The organism is Mesorhizobium sp. M7A.F.Ca.US.007.01.2.1 (assembly GCF_003998165.1).
GTDB lineage: Bacteria > Pseudomonadota > Alphaproteobacteria > Rhizobiales > Rhizobiaceae > Mesorhizobium > Mesorhizobium ciceri.
This window is the reverse complement of the sequence record NZ_RZQP01000149.1, coordinates 1-15323: the sequence shown is the minus strand read 5'-3', so window position 1 is coordinate 15323 and position 15323 is coordinate 1. Positions and strand designations below refer to the sequence as shown.

Annotated in this window: 14 protein-coding genes and 1 pseudogene; 5 read left to right on the top strand and 10 right to left on the bottom strand. The window is 62.3% G+C overall.

Translation table 11 applies throughout. The annotated features are described in order from the left end of the window. Positions 1-104, bottom strand: a pseudogene (locus EN949_RS36645) (D-glycerate dehydrogenase); the annotation flags it as partial. Positions 105-313: 209 nt separating this feature from the next. Here EN949_RS36645 and EN949_RS23330 point away from each other — a divergent pair. Continuing rightward, positions 314-874, top strand: a complete 561-nt coding sequence (locus EN949_RS23330) for an SH3 domain-containing protein (protein WP_063170456.1) — start codon at positions 314-316, stop codon at positions 872-874. Here the strand turns inward: EN949_RS23330 and EN949_RS23325 are convergent. Continuing rightward, on the bottom strand, positions 847-1254 hold the full coding sequence (locus EN949_RS23325) for a DUF4260 domain-containing protein (protein WP_063169996.1): 408 nt from the start codon (positions 1252-1254) through the stop codon (positions 847-849). The two genes, EN949_RS23330 and EN949_RS23325, sit on opposite strands and share 28 nt — an antisense overlap. A gap of 46 nt (positions 1255-1300) precedes the next feature. Next, positions 1301-1732 (bottom strand): iron response transcriptional regulator IrrA, encoded by a 432-nt coding sequence (irrA, locus tag EN949_RS23320; RefSeq protein WP_024503471.1) that lies wholly within the window; start codon positions 1730-1732, stop codon positions 1301-1303. Between the two features lie 242 nt (positions 1733-1974). On the opposite strand from irrA, the gene fabA reads away from it, so the two are divergent. From fabA to EN949_RS23300, 4 genes are all read left to right on the top strand, one after another. Beyond that, positions 1975-2490, top strand: coding sequence for a 3-hydroxyacyl-[acyl-carrier-protein] dehydratase FabA (fabA, locus tag EN949_RS23315; protein WP_013527885.1), 516 nt, complete (start codon positions 1975-1977; stop codon positions 2488-2490). 51 nt (positions 2491-2541) lie between these two features. Beyond that, positions 2542-3762 carry a beta-ketoacyl-ACP synthase I gene (gene fabB / locus EN949_RS23310; protein WP_024503470.1) on the top strand — a complete coding sequence of 407 codons (1221 nt, stop codon included), beginning with the start codon at positions 2542-2544 and terminating at the stop codon, positions 3760-3762. Positions 3763-3775: 13 nt separating this feature from the next. After that, positions 3776-4588, top strand: coding sequence for an enoyl-ACP reductase FabI (gene fabI / locus EN949_RS23305; protein ID WP_013527887.1), 813 nt, complete (start codon positions 3776-3778; stop codon positions 4586-4588). Positions 4589-4795: 207 nt separating this feature from the next. Beyond that, the gene (locus EN949_RS23300) at positions 4796-6340 is read left to right on the top strand and encodes a bifunctional diguanylate cyclase/phosphodiesterase (protein ID WP_024503468.1); all 1545 of its coding nucleotides are present in this window, start codon (positions 4796-4798) and stop codon (positions 6338-6340) included. Positions 6341-6413: 73 nt separating this feature from the next. On the opposite strand, the gene EN949_RS23295 is transcribed toward EN949_RS23300, so the two are convergent. The 7 genes from EN949_RS23295 to infB all read right to left on the bottom strand — a co-directional run. Continuing rightward, positions 6414-7433 (bottom strand): class I SAM-dependent methyltransferase, encoded by a 1020-nt coding sequence (locus EN949_RS23295; RefSeq protein WP_127367148.1) that lies wholly within the window; start codon positions 7431-7433, stop codon positions 6414-6416. Positions 7434-7533: 100 nt separating this feature from the next. Then, positions 7534-9681: a polyribonucleotide nucleotidyltransferase gene (pnp, locus tag EN949_RS23290; protein ID WP_013527890.1), complete on the bottom strand. Its 2148-nt coding sequence runs from the start codon at positions 9679-9681 to the stop codon at positions 7534-7536. 275 nt (positions 9682-9956) lie between these two features. Further along, on the bottom strand, positions 9957-10268 hold the full coding sequence (gene rpsO, locus EN949_RS23285; protein WP_269470859.1) for a 30S ribosomal protein S15: 312 nt from the start codon (positions 10266-10268) through the stop codon (positions 9957-9959). Between the two features lie 139 nt (positions 10269-10407). Further along, entirely contained in the window at positions 10408-11502 is a 1095-nt protein-coding gene (gene corA, locus EN949_RS23280; RefSeq protein ID WP_063171173.1) for a magnesium/cobalt transporter CorA, read from the bottom strand. Between the two features lie 44 nt (positions 11503-11546). Then, positions 11547-12542 carry a tRNA pseudouridine(55) synthase TruB gene (truB, locus tag EN949_RS23275; RefSeq protein ID WP_127367417.1) on the bottom strand — a complete coding sequence of 332 codons (996 nt, stop codon included), beginning with the start codon at positions 12540-12542 and terminating at the stop codon, positions 11547-11549. Next, on the bottom strand, positions 12542-12982 hold the full coding sequence (gene rbfA, locus EN949_RS23270) for a 30S ribosome-binding factor RbfA (protein WP_024503464.1): 441 nt from the start codon (positions 12980-12982) through the stop codon (positions 12542-12544). Before rbfA ends, truB begins: the two co-directional genes overlap by 1 nt. A gap of 125 nt (positions 12983-13107) precedes the next feature. Next, positions 13108-15323 (bottom strand): translation initiation factor IF-2 (gene infB, locus EN949_RS23265; protein WP_127371792.1); only part of this gene is annotated, 2216 nt, incomplete at its 5' end.

Here is a 15323-nt window from a genome sequence, read left to right as displayed (position 1 = left end):
TCCTCGACATTCAGCCTTGCGTCGAACAGTTCGCGCATGCGGGTCTCGACCGGGTCGGGCAGCTTGCGCGTGATGACGACGAGAGGCCTTTTTTTGCCTGCCATTGTTTCCCTCTCGAGTATTTGCCGCAATTCCGAACGCAAAACCGCTTCACAGGTTTGCTGGAATTGCTCTAACCCGATCTCGTTGAGACCTCTTTAACCAAGACCGGCGAAACTGAAAGCCGGTCGCGGTGCCGATTACCCATGTAACAAGCGGTGCCGCCGAAGACAAAGAAAAAGGGGCGCCGAGGCAAGCGCCGAAAGGAATGAAAGTGTCTGGTTTCGCGTCGCTTCGCCTGGCCCTCAGTGCAGCATTTTTCGGCGCTCTGCTTTATTCTCCGCTTACGGCGGCACAGAGTGCGGCTGCACCTGCCCAGAGCGTCGTCACGCTCGGGCCGAGCGGCCTGCCGCTGCCGCGATTCGTCAGCCTGAAATCCGGCCGCGTCAACTCGCGCGTCGGCCCCGGCGCCAACTACTCGGTCGACTGGATGTACATGAAGGCCGGCCTGCCGATGGAGATCATCCAGGAATTCGACACATGGCGCCGCGTGCGCGATGCCGATGGTTCGGAAGGCTGGATCAACCAGTCGCTGCTTTCCGGCCGACGCACGGCAATCGTCGCACCATGGCAGCGTGGCAAGGGCACCCGGATCAATCTTCTCAACAGCCCCGACAAGGATGCAAGGGTGGTCGCGATGATCGAACCTGGCGTCATGGGTACGATCAAATCCTGCGACGGCCAGTGGTGCGAAATGACGTTCGACGGCCACACCGGCTGGCTTGCCCAGTCGGTCGTCTGGGGCGCCTATCCCGGCGAACGGGTCAAGGACTGATTCTCTTTCGCGGTCCTGGCTTTATGCCCGATACGGCCGAGATGGGTGTCCTGGAAGCCGGTCGGCAGCTTCAGACCGTAGCCCAGCGCCCGGTCGATGGCGATGTGGGCGATCCATATCAGCGCAACCGCCATCGCGGCCGCATTGCCCCACATGTGCCCGCCGAGCAGCAGCAGCACGGGCACGATCAGGATGTGCAAGGCGTTGTAGGCAAGGGCACCGACGCGCGGACCGGCCAGATAGCCCGACATCGATAGGTCAGGCGCCAGGATAAGCAATCCGAAGAGCCACCAGGAGATGCCGGTCGAACCGTAGAAAATGACGGCAGCCAGTGCCACGATCGCCCATTCGAGCCGGATTACGAGATCGAGGGGTTTCATCCCTGGCCGATAATTCTGGCTTGGCAGATGATTCCGGCCTCGCCAGTCATTCGCGGCGTTTGGGGCGCAGCCTCACGACGATGTCGACATTGGCGATCTCCATCCCTTCCGGAGGCTCCGGCAGGTTCGCAACCGTCACCGGACCGCTGTCGATGTCGAATATACGGTTTTCGCCTTCGATGTAGAAATGGTGGTGGTCGGAGGTGTTGGTGTCGAAATAGGTTTTCGCGCCTTCGACGGCGAGGATGCGCAAAAGTCCCGCCTGGGTAAACTGGTGAAGGGCATTGTAGACGGTGGCCAGCGACACCGGCACGCCGGCGGCAACCGCCTCCTCGTGCAGTTCCTCGGCCGACAGATGCCGGTCGCCCTTGGCGAAAAGCAGATCGGCCAGCGCAATGCGCTGACGCGTCGGCCTCAGCCCGGCTTCACGGACCCGCTTGTCCACAGCGACATTTTCCTTCCGGCCGTCCAGGTCCATCTTCTCGTCGAACCCCACAGTTCCGCCCCAAGACACGCCCAGAATGGCAAAAAAATGAACGTCTGCCGAAACCGGACCTCTCAGGACATATATTCTGTCGTCCGAATGCGATCAATAGCGCGCATTGACCCAGGCAGACGAGCAGGCTAAGCGCAAACGCCGGTTTCCGGCCTGAAACAGATTGTGTTAGGAAACCAACGACAAGGGCACCCGATGGCCCGGAACGATATGGGATGAGATTGATGGCGGGTAAATCCAGCTACGAGTACGACGAATTGCTGGCCTGCGCCCGCGGCGAACTGTTCGGACCGGGCAACGCCCAGCTTCCCTATCCGCCAATGCTGATGTTCGACCGCATCACCGAGATCAGCGAGACCGGCGGCGCCTTCGAGAAGGGTTTCATCCGCGCGGAGTTCGACATCAAGCCGGACCTGTGGTTCTTTGCCTGCCATTTCATCGGCAATCCGATCATGCCGGGGTGCCTCGGCCTCGACGCCATGTGGCAACTGACGGGCTTCTATCTTGGCTGGCTTGGCGAACCCGGGAAGGGAATGGCGCTGTCGACCGGCGAAGTGAAATTCAAGGGCATGGTCACGCCTTCGGTGAAGAAGGTCGAATATGGCATCGACTTCAAGCGCGTGATGCGGGGCCGGCTGGTGCTCGGCATCGCCGATGGCTGGCTGAAGGCGGATGGCGAACCCATATACGCGGCAACGGATTTGAAAGTCGGTCTGTCCAAGCAGTCGGCGGTCGGCTGACCGGCACCCCTGGCCAGCCCCCTTGGCCGGCATCCCTGGAAGGAGTTGCGAATGAGACGTGTCGTAGTCACAGGCCTCGGCATCGTGTCGTCGATCGGCAACAATGCCAACGAGGTGCAAGCCTCGCTGCATGACGCCAGATCAGGCATCAGCTTCTCGGATTCCTTCGCCGAACACGGCTTCCGCTGCCAGGTCTGGGGAGCGCCGACGCTCGATCCATCGGCGATGATCGATCGCCGTGCGATGCGCTTCCTGAGCCAGGGTGCTGCATGGAACCACGTCGCCATGGACCAGGCGATCGCGGATGCGGGCCTCGGCGAGAGCGACATCACCAATGAGCGCACCGGCATCGTCATGGGATCGGGCGGACCATCCACCCGCACCATCGTCGAAGCTGCCGAAACGACGCTGAAGAACGGCAGTCCCAAGCGCATCGGTCCGTTCGCGGTGCCGAAGGCAATGTCGTCGACCGCATCGGCGACGCTTGCCACATGGTTCAAGATCCACGGCGTCAACTACTCGATCTCGTCGGCCTGTTCGACCTCGGCGCATTGCATCGGCAATGGCTATGAATTGATCCAATGGGGCAAGCAGGACATCGTCTTCGCCGGCGGCCACGAGGATCTCGACTGGACGATGTCGGACCTGTTCGACGCCATGGGCGCCATGTCGTCGAAATTCAACGACAAGGCATCGACCGCCTCCCGTGCCTATGACGTCAATCGCGACGGATTCGTCATTGCCGGCGGCGCCGGTGTGCTGGTGCTGGAAGAGCTTGAGCATGCCAAGGCGCGCGGCGCCAAGATCTATGCCGAGATCGTCGGCTATGGCGCGACGTCGGATGGCTACGACATGGTTGCTCCTTCAGGCGAAGGCGCGGTCCGCTGCATGCGCCAGGCGCTGGCCACGGTTTCCACGCCGGTCGACTACATCAACACCCATGGCACCTCGACGCCGGTGGGAGATTCCAAGGAAATGGGCGCCATCCGCGAGGTGTTCGGCCCAGAGATGCCGTACATCACCTCGACGAAGTCGCTGACCGGCCATTCGCTGGGCGCGGCCGGCGTTCAGGAATCCATCTACTCGATCCTGATGATGCAGGGCGGTTTCATCGGCGAAAGCGCCCATATCGAGACCCTCGACCCCGAATTCGAGGGCATGCCGATCGTGCGAAAGCGCATCGACGACGCCAGGATCGACACTGTTTTGTCCAATTCGTTCGGCTTCGGTGGCACCAACGCCACGCTCGTTTTCCAGCGCTATTCCGCATAAGGATTTGCCGGCCATGGACGGATTGATGAAGGGCAAGCGCGGGCTTGTCATGGGTGTCGCCAACGATCATTCGATCGCCTGGGGCATCGCCCGGAAATTGTCCGAACACGGGGCGGAACTCGCCTTCACCTATCAGGGCGATGCCTTCGGACGCCGGGTCAAGCCGCTGGCCGACAAGCTCGGCGCCTCGCTGGTCGTGCCGTGCGACGTCGAGGACAGCGCTTCGGTCGCCGCCACGTTCGAGACCCTGGGCAACGAATGGGGCGGGCTGGATTTCATCGTCCACGCCATCGGCTTTTCCGACAAGAACGAGTTGAAAGGCCTCTACGCCGACACCAGCCGGGATAATTTCGTCCGCACCATGGTGATCTCCTGCTACTCCTTCACCGAGGTCGCCCGCCATGCGGCCACCTTGATGAAGGACGGCGGATCGATGATCACGCTGACCTATGCGGGCTCCGTCCGCGTCATGCCGAACTACAATGTCATGGGCGTCGCCAAGGCCGGACTGGAGGCCAGCGTGCGCTACCTCGCCAACGATTACGGTCCGCGCGGCATCAGGGTAAACGGCATATCGGCTGGGCCCGTGCGCACGCTCGCCGGCGCCGGCATTTCGGACGCCCGCCACATGTTCTCCTACCAGCAGCGAAACTCGCCACTGCGCCGTACGGTGACCATCGACGAGGTCGGTGGTTCGGCGCTTTATCTGTTGTCGGATCTGTCTTCCGGGGTTACCGGCGAAATCCACTATGTCGATTCCGGCTATCACATCGTTTCCATGCCGACGCTCGACGAATTGAAGCAGACCGACGGCGGGCGAGACTAACGCCTGTCGGCCAAAGGTGCGCGACGGTTTTGAAATGGCGGACATCTGAAAACACGAAGCTTAAAGCGCGCGGCTAAACCCCGTTTCAGCGCCAGTCGCATTGATCCGCTCAAGAAATACTTTCGGTCCAATAAAATTGGATTCATTCGCGGAAACTCATTTTAAGGAGATATCCGCTAGAAAGCCCCGTACTCAGGGGAACTTTCAATGCTCGCCGTCAGCAACCCGAAGCGAACACCGGTGTTCCGACTGCTCACCATAGCGAGTTCGGGTCTCGGCAGTTTCGTCCTCGGGCTCTGGGGCCTGAAGCTCGGTCTCGGCGATGGCTTTGCCGGCATCTCCGCCGACATGATGGTCTCGGTAATGGCCGCTCTTTGCGCACTGGCGGCGTCGGTCGCCGCGATGTCCTTCTTCGCCGGCGTCGATGAATCGGCGGATTTCGTCTTCACGGAAACCCATTTCGACAAGCTGACCGGCCTGGTGGCACGTCCGGCGATGGTCGGCAAGATTGCCGAGGCGGCATGCGCGACCAGCCGGACCGGCGAGCCGATGTTCCTCATCGATATCGACATCGACCGGTTCAAGCAGATCAATGACGCCATCGGCTACAGCCAGGGCGACGAGCTGATCCGCGCCTTCACCAAGCGCTTGAAGATGTGCGTGCCGCCGCGCGCGCTGATCGGACGCATCGGCGCCGGTGAATTCGCGATCCTGCTCCCCGACAACCAAGTCGCAGGGTCCTTGGAAAGCACCATAGAGAGACTCATCGACGAGATGATGGAGCCCTATGATCTCGGTACGCACCTGCAATCGGTCAGCCTGTCGGTCGGCATCGTGGCGATGCCAAAGGACGGTGTCGATCCCGTCCTCATCCTGCGCCGCTCCAATCTGGCGCTGCAGAACGCGCGCGCCAGCGGCGTCGGCAACTGGTCGGTCTTCCATGCCGAAATGGGCAGGGTCGCCGACCATCGCCAGTGGATCGAATCCGAGCTGCATACAGCCTTCGAGCGCGGTGACTTCGACCTTCATTACCAGCCGCAGCTCGATCTCCCGACCGGCCGCATCGTCGGCTACGAAGCGCTGATCCGCTGGCGGCATCCGGAACGCGGCATGATCCCGCCGATGGAGTTCATTCCGATCGCCGAGGAAACCGGCATGATCGGTCCGATCGGCGAATGGGTGCTGCGCAAAGCCTGCAGCGACGCCCGGCATCTGCCCGACGACTGCTTCGTCGCCGTCAACATCTCGCCCGTCCAGTTCATGACCAAGGACTTCGTCGGCATCGTGCGCGACACCATGACGAGCACCGGCATCAAGCCGTCACGGCTGGAACTGGAAGTGACCGAGACGGCGATGATGCAGGATCGCGACCGCGCCGCCGCCATCCTGAAGGAGCTTGCGGATATCGGCATTTCGGTCGCCGTCGATGATTTCGGCACCGGCTATTCCAATTTGAGCTACCTGATCGATTTCTCATTCGGCAAGCTGAAGATCGACCGGTCCTTCGTCAGCCGCCTCGACACGGATTCCAGCTCCGGCGCGGTCGTCTCGACCATCGTCGGGCTTTCGCGCGCGCTCGGCGTCAGCATCATTGCCGAAGGCGTCGAGACCGAAAGCCAGGCGACACTGCTCAGGGCAGCCGGCTGCGAGGTGGTGCAAGGCTACCTGTATGGCAGGCCCGCCCCCCTCAAGATCAGGGTCGGCGACGTGCATATCACCGATGAGGTCCGGCGCGTTGCCAATCTGCATTGAGTGCGACGCGATATCTGTTTTCGTCTGAGCATGGTCTTTTCCGAAACCGGTATCCACTTTTCGGGATCATGCTTCAACGACGAGCGGAAAGCACCTTGAACATGCCGTCACGAGCGAGTTCGGCATGGCTCGAAAAGGCAGCCGCCAAGATCGGCTCGTAGGGAAGCTGACGGTTGGCGACCATGAACAGCCGCCCACCCGGCTTCAAGGCCTTGGCCGCCGCTCGGATCATGCCGGCGCCGATCTCCGGCTCGGCCGCCCGGCTGCGGTGAAAGGGCGGGTTCATGGCAATCGCGTCGTAGCGCTTCTCGACTGGTTCCTTCAGCAGATCGATCCAGAAGAAATTCCTGGCGATCGGCTGGCTGACCGCTGCCAGATTGAGCTTCGCGGCTTCAAGCGCGGCGAAATCGGCCTCATAGAGGTCGAGCGCCTGAACGCCGGGGGAGCGGGCGGCGATCTCGGCCGCCACATAGCCCCAGCCGGCGCAGAGATCGGCAATGCTGCCACGCAGGTCATTGGGCAGGTTCTCGACCAGCAATTTCGATCCGGTATCGATCCGGTCGAACGAGAACATGCCGGGCGCGGTGTGGAACCGGCCTTCAACCAGCAGAGCGGGGTTGGCAGCGCGCAATTCTTCCGCGGCGGCCAGATCGGCGGGACGTCGCAGCCAGAAGGCAATGCCGTGATATTTGGGCAAATGGCCTTCAAGCGGCACAAGCTCGGCAACGCGCTTGCGCAGGCTGGCAATGCCATCGTCCTTGCCGCCGGCAATGACGACCAGGCCGCCCGGCGCCACGCACTCAAGCGCCTGCGCGATGCGCACTTCGTTCAGGCCGCGATGCCGGCCGGCAAGCACAAGTGCCATATCGAAGCCATCGCCTTCCACTTGCGCGGTGACGACGAAGCCGGAGGCTTGCAGCGCGCTAAAATGCGGCCGGAAACCCTGCACGAGGTGAAGTGTCGCCTCAAAGCCTTCAGGCAGGCGAAAACCCGGCTCAGCGCCGAGAAACAGGGCGCGCGTGCCCTTGGCCGGTAGAGGAACAGCCTCCGCCTCGAAGGGATGGAAAAGCGTCTTCAACGGCTCGGCGGACATTGTTCGATCTCGACTTGTCTAAGCGCTTTGAAACCCAGGCTGAAAATGAAAACGGGCGCGACATAAGCCGCGCCCGTTTCGATTCATGATCTCAGACCAATCAGGCGGCGTTTTCTTCGCCTTCGGTCTTCTTGTCGCGGGCGAGTTCCTTGCCGGTGGCCTGGTCGACGACCTTCATCGACAGGCGGACCTTGCCGCGCTCGTCGAAGCCCATCAGCTTGACCCAGACCTTGTCGCCTTCCTTGACCACGTCCGAGGTCTTGGCGACCCGGTCGTTGGCAAGCTGCGAGATGTGGACGAGGCCGTCACGCGGACCGAAGAAGTTGACGAAAGCGCCGAAGTCCGCGGTCTTGACGACCGTACCTTCGTAGATCTCGCCGACTTCCGGCTCGGCGACGATGGTGTGGATCCACTTCTTCGCCGCCTCGATCTCCTTGGCATTGGACGAAGCGATCTTGACCGTGCCGTCGTCCTCGATGTTGATCTTGGCGCCGGTCTTTTCGACGATCTCGCGGATCACCTTGCCGCCCGAGCCGATCACGTCACGGATCTTGTCGGTCGGGATGTGCATCACTTCGATGCGCGGTGCGAACTCACCGAGTTCCGAACGCGCGCCGGTCAGAGCATGCGCCATCTCGCCGAGGATGTGCTGGCGGCCATCCTTGGCCTGGTCCAGCGCGATCTTCATGATCTCCTCGGTGATGCCTTCGATCTTGATATCCATCTGCAGCGAGGTGATGCCGTTGGCGGTGCCGGCGACCTTGAAGTCCATGTCGCCGAGGTGATCCTCGTCACCGAGGATGTCGGATAGAACGGCGAAACGCTCGCCTTCCTTGATCAGGCCCATGGCGATACCGGCGACGGGCTTGGCCAGCGGCACGCCGGCATCCATCAGCGCCAGCGAGGTGCCGCAGACGGTGGCCATCGACGACGAACCGTTGGACTCGGTGATCTCCGAGACGACACGCAGCGTGTAGGGGAACTGGTCGGCGCTCGGCAGCATCGGGCGAATGGCGCGCCAGGCGAGCTTGCCATGGCCGATTTCGCGGCGACCCGGCGAACCCATGCGGCCGGTCTCGCCGACGGAATAGGGAGGGAAGTTGTAGTGAAGGAGGAACTTCTCCTTGTACATGCCGGTCAGCGAATCGACATACTGCTCGTCCTCGCCGGTGCCGAGCGTGGCAACGACCAGCGCCTGGGTCTCGCCGCGGGTGAACAGCGCCGAACCGTGGGTGCGCGGCAGGACGCCGACTTCGGAGACGATCTTGCGGACCGTCTTGAGGTCACGGCCATCGATGCGCGAACCGGTGTCGAGGATGTTCCAGCGCACGACCTTGGCCTGGAGTTCCTTGAATACCGAACCGATCTGCTCGGAAGTGTACTTGGCATCTTCGCCTTCGGCCGGGGCAAACGCTGCCTTGACCTTCGCCTTGACGGCGTCGACGGCGGCGTAACGCTTCTGCTTGTCGACGTTCTTGTAGGCATTGCTGAGTTCGTCGCCGACGATCTTCAGCATCTCGGCTTCAAGCGCGGAATAGTCCGGCGCGGTGAAGTCGCGCGGCTCCTTGGCGGCGACTTCGGCCAGCTTGATGATGGCGTCGATGACCGGCTGGAAGCCCTTGTGGCCGAACATGACGGCGCCGAGCATCAGCTCTTCGCCCAATTCCTTGGCTTCGGACTCAACCATCAGCACAGCGTCGGCGGTGCCGGCGACAACGAGGTCGAGCTTGGATTCCTGCATCTCGTCGACATGCGGGTTCAGAACGTATTCGCCGTTGATGTAGCCGACGCGGGCGCCGCCAACCGGGCCCATGAAGGGAACGCCGGAGAGCGTCAGGGCGGCCGAAGTGGCAACGATCGACAGGATGTCGGGATCGTTCTCGAGATCATGCTGGACGACGGTGACGACGATCTGGGTGTCGTTCTTGTAGCCGGAGGCGAAGAGCGGGCGGATCGGGCGGTCGATGAGGCGGGAAACCAGCGTTTCCTTCTCGCTCGGACGGCCTTCACGCTTGAAATAGCCACCCGGGATCTTGCCGGCGGCGTAGGTCTTTTCCTGGTAGTTGACGGTCAGCGGGAAGAAATCGAGGCCGGGCTTCGGCTCCTTCATCGAAACGACGGTGGCGAGGACCTTGGTCTCGCCGTAGGTGGCGAGCACCGCGCCATCAGCCTGGCGCGCGATCTTGCCGGTTTCGAGGATGAGCGGACGACCGCCCCATTCGATTTCCACTTTGTGGTGATTGAACATCTCTTGTCCTTAATATGAGGAAAGGGCCGCGCCGTTTCACGGTGCGCGGAGATGCCCTTTCCCTGGCTTCCTTTCTCGGGCAGCCACGGGCAAGACAACGGGAGGCTCGGGTGTTTCGGCGCGGTGCGCGCGAGCGTCCTGCAATCCTGCCCCATGACCGTCCATGGGCGGTTTCGAGTGCCCTCTGCACGATCGAAACCGGGTCTGGCCAGTCGATACGACTGGCAGAATGCGCGACCGGCGGGCTCTCCTTCGAAAGCCCGCCGGTCAATTCGTCAACGACGCAGACCGAGCTTCTCGATCAGCGTCTGGTAGCGCGCGTCGTCCTTGCGCTTGAGATAATCAAGCAGGCTGCGGCGCTGGGAGACGAGAGCAAGCAGACCACGGCGGGAATGGTTATCCTTCTTGTGGTCCTTGAAATGGTCGGTCAGGTTCTTGATGCGCTCGGAAAGGATGGCCACCTGGACTTCCGGAGACCCGGTATCGCCCTTGGCGGTTGCGAATTCACCCATCAATTCCTGTTTGCGCTCGGCAGTAATCGACATCGTGTTTTTCCTTATCTGTTTGAGGAAACGGGTCGCCCTCAGCCGGGATGTCGTCCAGCAGGGGCCGGTGCAAGCAAAGCGTCATAGCGCTAAGCTGCGGCGCATATAGTGCAATTCCCCGGAAAACACCAGCCCAATTCACAAGCCGGCTTTTCAGGCCAAAATGGCAGGTTTATCCCTGTCAAAGCCATTTCTTCCATTTGAAGAAGGCGATCAGCCCGAACGCGACAAGCGCCATGAACAGCAGCGACAAGGGATAGCCGTAGTAGGCCTTCAGTTCCGGCATGTTCCAGGGCGAAGACTCCGGATCGAAATTCATGCCCCAGATGCCGACCAGGAAGGTGAGCGGCATGAAGATGACCGAGACGATGGTGAGATAGCTGATAACGTCGTTGGTGCGCGCCTGGCTCAGCGACAGGTGCATCTCGATCAGGCCGGTCAGCATATCGCGCTGGGTCTCGACCAGCTCGATCAGCCTGAGCGCATGGTCGAGCGTGTCGTTGAGGAAGATCTTGGTCTCGGCCTTCACATAGGGCACATCGTTGCGGATCAGCGTCGCCAGCGCATCGCGCATCGGCCACAGCACGCCTTTCAGCACGTTGGCGTCACGCCGCAATTCATGCAGCTGCCGCATCTGGTGTTTGTGCGGCGAATGCAGCATCTGGTCCTCGATGCTGTCGACCATGTCACCGGCGGCCTCGATCGGCGGAAAATAGCTGTCGACGATGGCATCGATCAGCGCATAGGCAAGATAGTCGGCGCCGCGGGCGCGCAGCCGGTTGGGCGCCGAACTTTCGATGCGCTTGCGCACCGGATCGAATGGATCGCCTTCCCGCTCCTGGAAGGTAACGACGAAGTTGCTGCCGAAGAAGACGGCGATCTGCTCATAGCGGTGCGAGGTGACATCGTCGATCATCCTGACGACGACGAAGGCATGGTCCTCGAAGAAGTCGACCTTGGGCCGCTGGCCGGTGTTGACGACGTCCTCCAGCGCCAGCGGATGCAGGCTGAAAATGCGGCCGATCTCCTCGATCAGCGGGATGTTGGCGAGGCCGGTGCAGTCGAGCCAGAGGACCGGCCATTTGTCGCAATGGGTGTTGAGGTCGTCGATGCTGGCATTTTCGATAGTCTTGAATTTTTCGGGCGAGATCAGCGTCAGACGCAGTTCCGAGCGACGCGCCGACGGGTCGGCGATCAGCGTGCCGGGCGACGCACCGACCGGCGGCCGCCGCGTTTTCGCCGGTGCCCGCGTCTTCACGGTCTCAGTCTTTGCCATATTCCCCTCGTGCGAGTCCTCGCCTCGACATTAGACGACAGGAATCAACCGGCAAAGACCCGCTTGGGCTTGAACATGCCTTGCTCAATGGCACCGATGGCGACCAGCTTGCCGCGCGCCGTGGCGCAGGCTTCTTCGGCTTCCACCGGTGCGTCGCGGCCGCGGATGATGACCGGGTTGCCGAGGCGGATCTTGGTTGCCGCGTCATCGCTGATGGCGATCTGCGGCAGGCAATCGAGGGCTGCCGACGTATCGACCAGAAGCGCATCGATGGCGTCGAAGTCGATTGGCGCTTCCACCTTGTCGGCAGCCTCTGCCGTGTCAGCGGCTTCTGTCGTGTCCGAGCTGTCGACCTCCTCCACACCGAAACGGGCGGCTTCCAGTTCGGCGATGGTGACGAAGTCTTCCGAGGTGAACGGCTCGACCTCGACCCGGCGCAATTCGGAGATGTGACCGAAGCAGCCGATGTCGCGGCCCATGTCGCGGGCCAGCGAGCGCACATAGGTGCCCTTGCCGCACTCGACCTCGAAAACAGTATGGTCGGCGCCATGCTCGACAACGTCCAGACGGCCGATCTCGATCTCTCGCGCGGGTATGTCGACCGTCGCGCCGTCGCGGGCCAGATCATAGGCGCGCTCGCCTGCGATCTTGATGGCGGAGAATTGCGGCGGCGTCTGCATGATGACGCCGGTGTATTTCGGCAGCAGGGCGAGCACTTGGGCTTCCGACGGACGCAGGTCGGATTCTTTCGTCACCGGACCTTCGAGATCATCGGTCGAACGCTCCTGTCCCCAGGCAACGGTGAAGCGATAGATTTTGGCGCCGTCCTGCACGTAAGGCACGGTCTTGGTAGCCTCGCCAAGCGCGATCGGCAGCATGCCGGATGCCAGCGGGTCGAGCGTGCCTGCATGGCCGGCCTTTTCCGCCTGGAACAGCCATTTGATCTTGGAGACGGCTTCGGTCGAGCCCATGCCGACCGGCTTGTCCAGGATCAGCCAGCCCGAGATCGGCCGGCCCTTCTTCTTGCCGCGACGCGCCACTATTCGGTGTCCTTGTTGTCGTCTTTGTCCTGGTCTGCGTTTTCCTGGTCCTCAGGACCCAGATCGCGCGCCACTTCCGGCGATTTCAAGAGGTCGTTGATCCTGGCAAAATTGTCGAAGGAGGTGTCGAGCTTGAAGCGGAACTCCGGCATGAACTTCATCTGCCGCAGCGCGCCGGAGACACGGCCACGGACGAATTTCGCATGCTTGTTCAACGCCTCGACCACCGCATCGGCATCTTTGGCGCCGAGCGGCGAGACGAAAGCGGTAGCGACCTTCAAATCGGGCGACATGCGCACTTCCGAGACCGACACCACGGTGTTCTCGATCAGCGGATCGATGATCTCGCCGCGCTGCAGGGTTTCGGATAGCGCATGGCGCACCTGTTCGGCGACGCGCAGCATGCGCTGGGATGGGCTGGATGCGGTTGGACGGGGCATTTTTCTCAATCCTGAAAGCGTGAGGCGCGGGATGGAACCGTGCCGCATGTCTCATATGGGCATTCTCAATAGACTTGGGGCGGCGGCCTTTCGACCACCGCCCGGTATGGACAAGTCACTCGAACTCAGAGTGTCCGGGTCACCATCTCGACGCGGAAGCACTCGATGACGTCGCCGACGCGCATGTCCTCGTAGTTCTGGAAGGCCATGCCGCACTCCTGGCCGCCGGGGACTTCCGAAACTTCGTCCTTGAAGCGCTTCAGCGTCTTCAGCGTGCCTTCGTGGATGACGACGTTGTCGCGGATCAGGCGCACGCCCGCACCACGCTCGACCTTGCCTTCGGTGACACGGCAGCCGGCGATCTTGCCGACCTTGGTGATGTCGAAGATTTCGAGGATCTGCGCATTGCCGATGAAAGTCTCGCGACGCTCCGGCGACAACAGGCCCGACAGAGCCGCCTTCACGTCATCCACAAGGTTGTAGATGATCGAGTAGTAGCGGATCTCGATGCCAGCCGCCGCTGCAGCGGCACGTGCCTGGACGTTGGCGCGGACGTTGAAGCCGATGATCGCGGCACCCGAAGTCTCGGCCAGCGACACGTCGCTTTCGGTGATGGCGCCGGCGCCAGCATGGACGATGCGTGCACGCACTTCGTCGGTACCGAGCTTATCGAGTGCGGCGTTGATCGCCTCGATCGAGCCCTGCACGTCGCCCTTGATGACCAGCGGGAATTCCTTCAGCCCGCTTGTCTGCAACTGCGACATCATCTGCTCGAGCGAACCGCGCTGGCCGGCATGCTTGGCAACCGCCTTCTCGCGCGCCAGACGCTGGCGGTATTCGGTGATCTCGCGGGCACGGGCCTCGTTGTTGACCACGGCGAAGCGATCGCCGGCCTGCGGGGTGCCCTGCAAGCCAAGCACTTCCACCGGCATCGCCGGCGGCGCTTCCTTGATCTGCACGCCACGATCGTTGACCAGCGCACGCACCCGGCCCCATTCATTGCCGGCAACGAGGATGTCGCCCGGCATCAGCGTGCCGGTCTGCACCAGCACGGTGGCAACGGGACCACGGCCCTTGTCGAGCTGGGCCTCGATGACGACGCCTTCGGCGGTACGGTCCGGATTGGCCTTCAGGTCGAGAATTTCGGCCTGCAGCAGGATCGCCTCGAGCAGTTTGTCGAGATTGGTGCCCTTGGTCGCCGACACTTCGACGTCCAGAACTTCACCGCCCATGGATTCGACGAAAACCTCGTGGCGCAGCAGTTCGGAGCGCACCTTCTGCGGATCGGCATCATGCTTGTCGATCTTGTTGATCGCCACGATGATCGGAACGCCGGCCGCCTTGGCATGGCTGATCGATTCGATCGTCTGCGGCATGACGCTGTCATCGGCCGCAACCACCAGGATGGCGATGTCGGTCGCCTGGGCGCCACGAGCACGCATCGCCGTGAAGGCGGCGTGGCCGGGCGTGTCGATGAAGGTGATCTTGTGACCATTCTTCTCGACCTGGTAGGCGCCGATATGCTGGGTGATGCCGCCGGCTTCGCCGGAGACGACATTGGCGTTGCGGATCGCGTCGAGCAGCGAGGTCTTGCCATGATCGACGTGACCCATGATCGTCACGACCGGCGGACGCGAAACCAGGTCCTCGGCATTGTCGGCGATGTTGAACAGGCCTTCCTCGATGTCGGATTCGGCGACGCGGCGGACCGTGTGGCCGAATTCGGTGGCGACCAGCTCGGCCGTGTCGGCGTCGATGACGTCGCCCGGCTTCAGGATCTGGCCCTGCTTCATGAAGAACTTGACCAGGTCGACCGCGCGCTCGGACATGCGTTGCGCCAGTTCCTGGATGGTGATGGTCTCTGGCAGGATCACTTCGCGCATGACTTTCTCGCGCGGCTCATTGTGCATCGCGCGCTTGAATTTTTCCTGGCGGCGACGCATCGACGACAGCGAACGGGCTCGCGCATCTTCGTCGGACAATGCCGAATTCAGCGTCAGCTTGCCACGGCGGCGATCCTCCTCGCTCTTGGTCGGCTTGGCCGGACGCGCCACTTCAGGCGTGACCGGACGGCGCACCGGTGCGCCGGCGCCAACCCGCTTCGGCTTGGCCACTTCCTCGTCATCGACTGTTGCCAGTTCGGCAGCCAATGGCGCGCGGCGACGCGCCTCTTCCTCGGCCCGACGGCGGGATTCGGCCTCGGTCTGCAACCGCGCCTCTTCCTCGGCCTGGCGGCGTGCGGATTCATCGCGTTCGCGCTTGCGGCGCTCTTCGTCCTCGGCGCGACGCTTGGCATCCTCGGCGGCGCGCTGGCGGTCCTCGACCTCGCGAACCTTCGAGC

Excerpts from the sequence above, each read along its gene's own strand:
- EN949_RS23325 (WP_063169996.1), bottom strand. The coding sequence starts at position 1,254 with ATGAAACCCCTCGATCTCGTAATCCGGCTCGAATGGGCGATCGTGGCA.
- irrA (WP_024503471.1), bottom strand. The coding sequence starts at position 1,732 with ATGGACCTGGACGGCCGGAAGGAAAATGTCGCTGTGGACAAGCGGGTC.
- fabA (WP_013527885.1), top strand. The coding sequence starts at position 1,975 with ATGGCGGGTAAATCCAGCTACGAGTACGACGAATTGCTGGCCTGCGCC.
- fabB (WP_024503470.1), top strand. The coding sequence starts at position 2,542 with ATGAGACGTGTCGTAGTCACAGGCCTCGGCATCGTGTCGTCGATCGGC.
- fabI (WP_013527887.1), top strand. The coding sequence starts at position 3,776 with ATGGACGGATTGATGAAGGGCAAGCGCGGGCTTGTCATGGGTGTCGCC.
- EN949_RS23300 (WP_024503468.1), top strand. The coding sequence starts at position 4,796 with ATGCTCGCCGTCAGCAACCCGAAGCGAACACCGGTGTTCCGACTGCTC.
- EN949_RS23295 (WP_127367148.1), bottom strand. The coding sequence starts at position 7,433 with ATGTCCGCCGAGCCGTTGAAGACGCTTTTCCATCCCTTCGAGGCGGAG.
- pnp (WP_013527890.1), bottom strand. The coding sequence starts at position 9,681 with ATGTTCAATCACCACAAAGTGGAAATCGAATGGGGCGGTCGTCCGCTC.
- corA (WP_063171173.1), bottom strand. The coding sequence starts at position 11,502 with ATGGCAAAGACTGAGACCGTGAAGACGCGGGCACCGGCGAAAACGCGG.
- rbfA (WP_024503464.1), bottom strand. The coding sequence starts at position 12,982 with ATGCCCCGTCCAACCGCATCCAGCCCATCCCAGCGCATGCTGCGCGTC.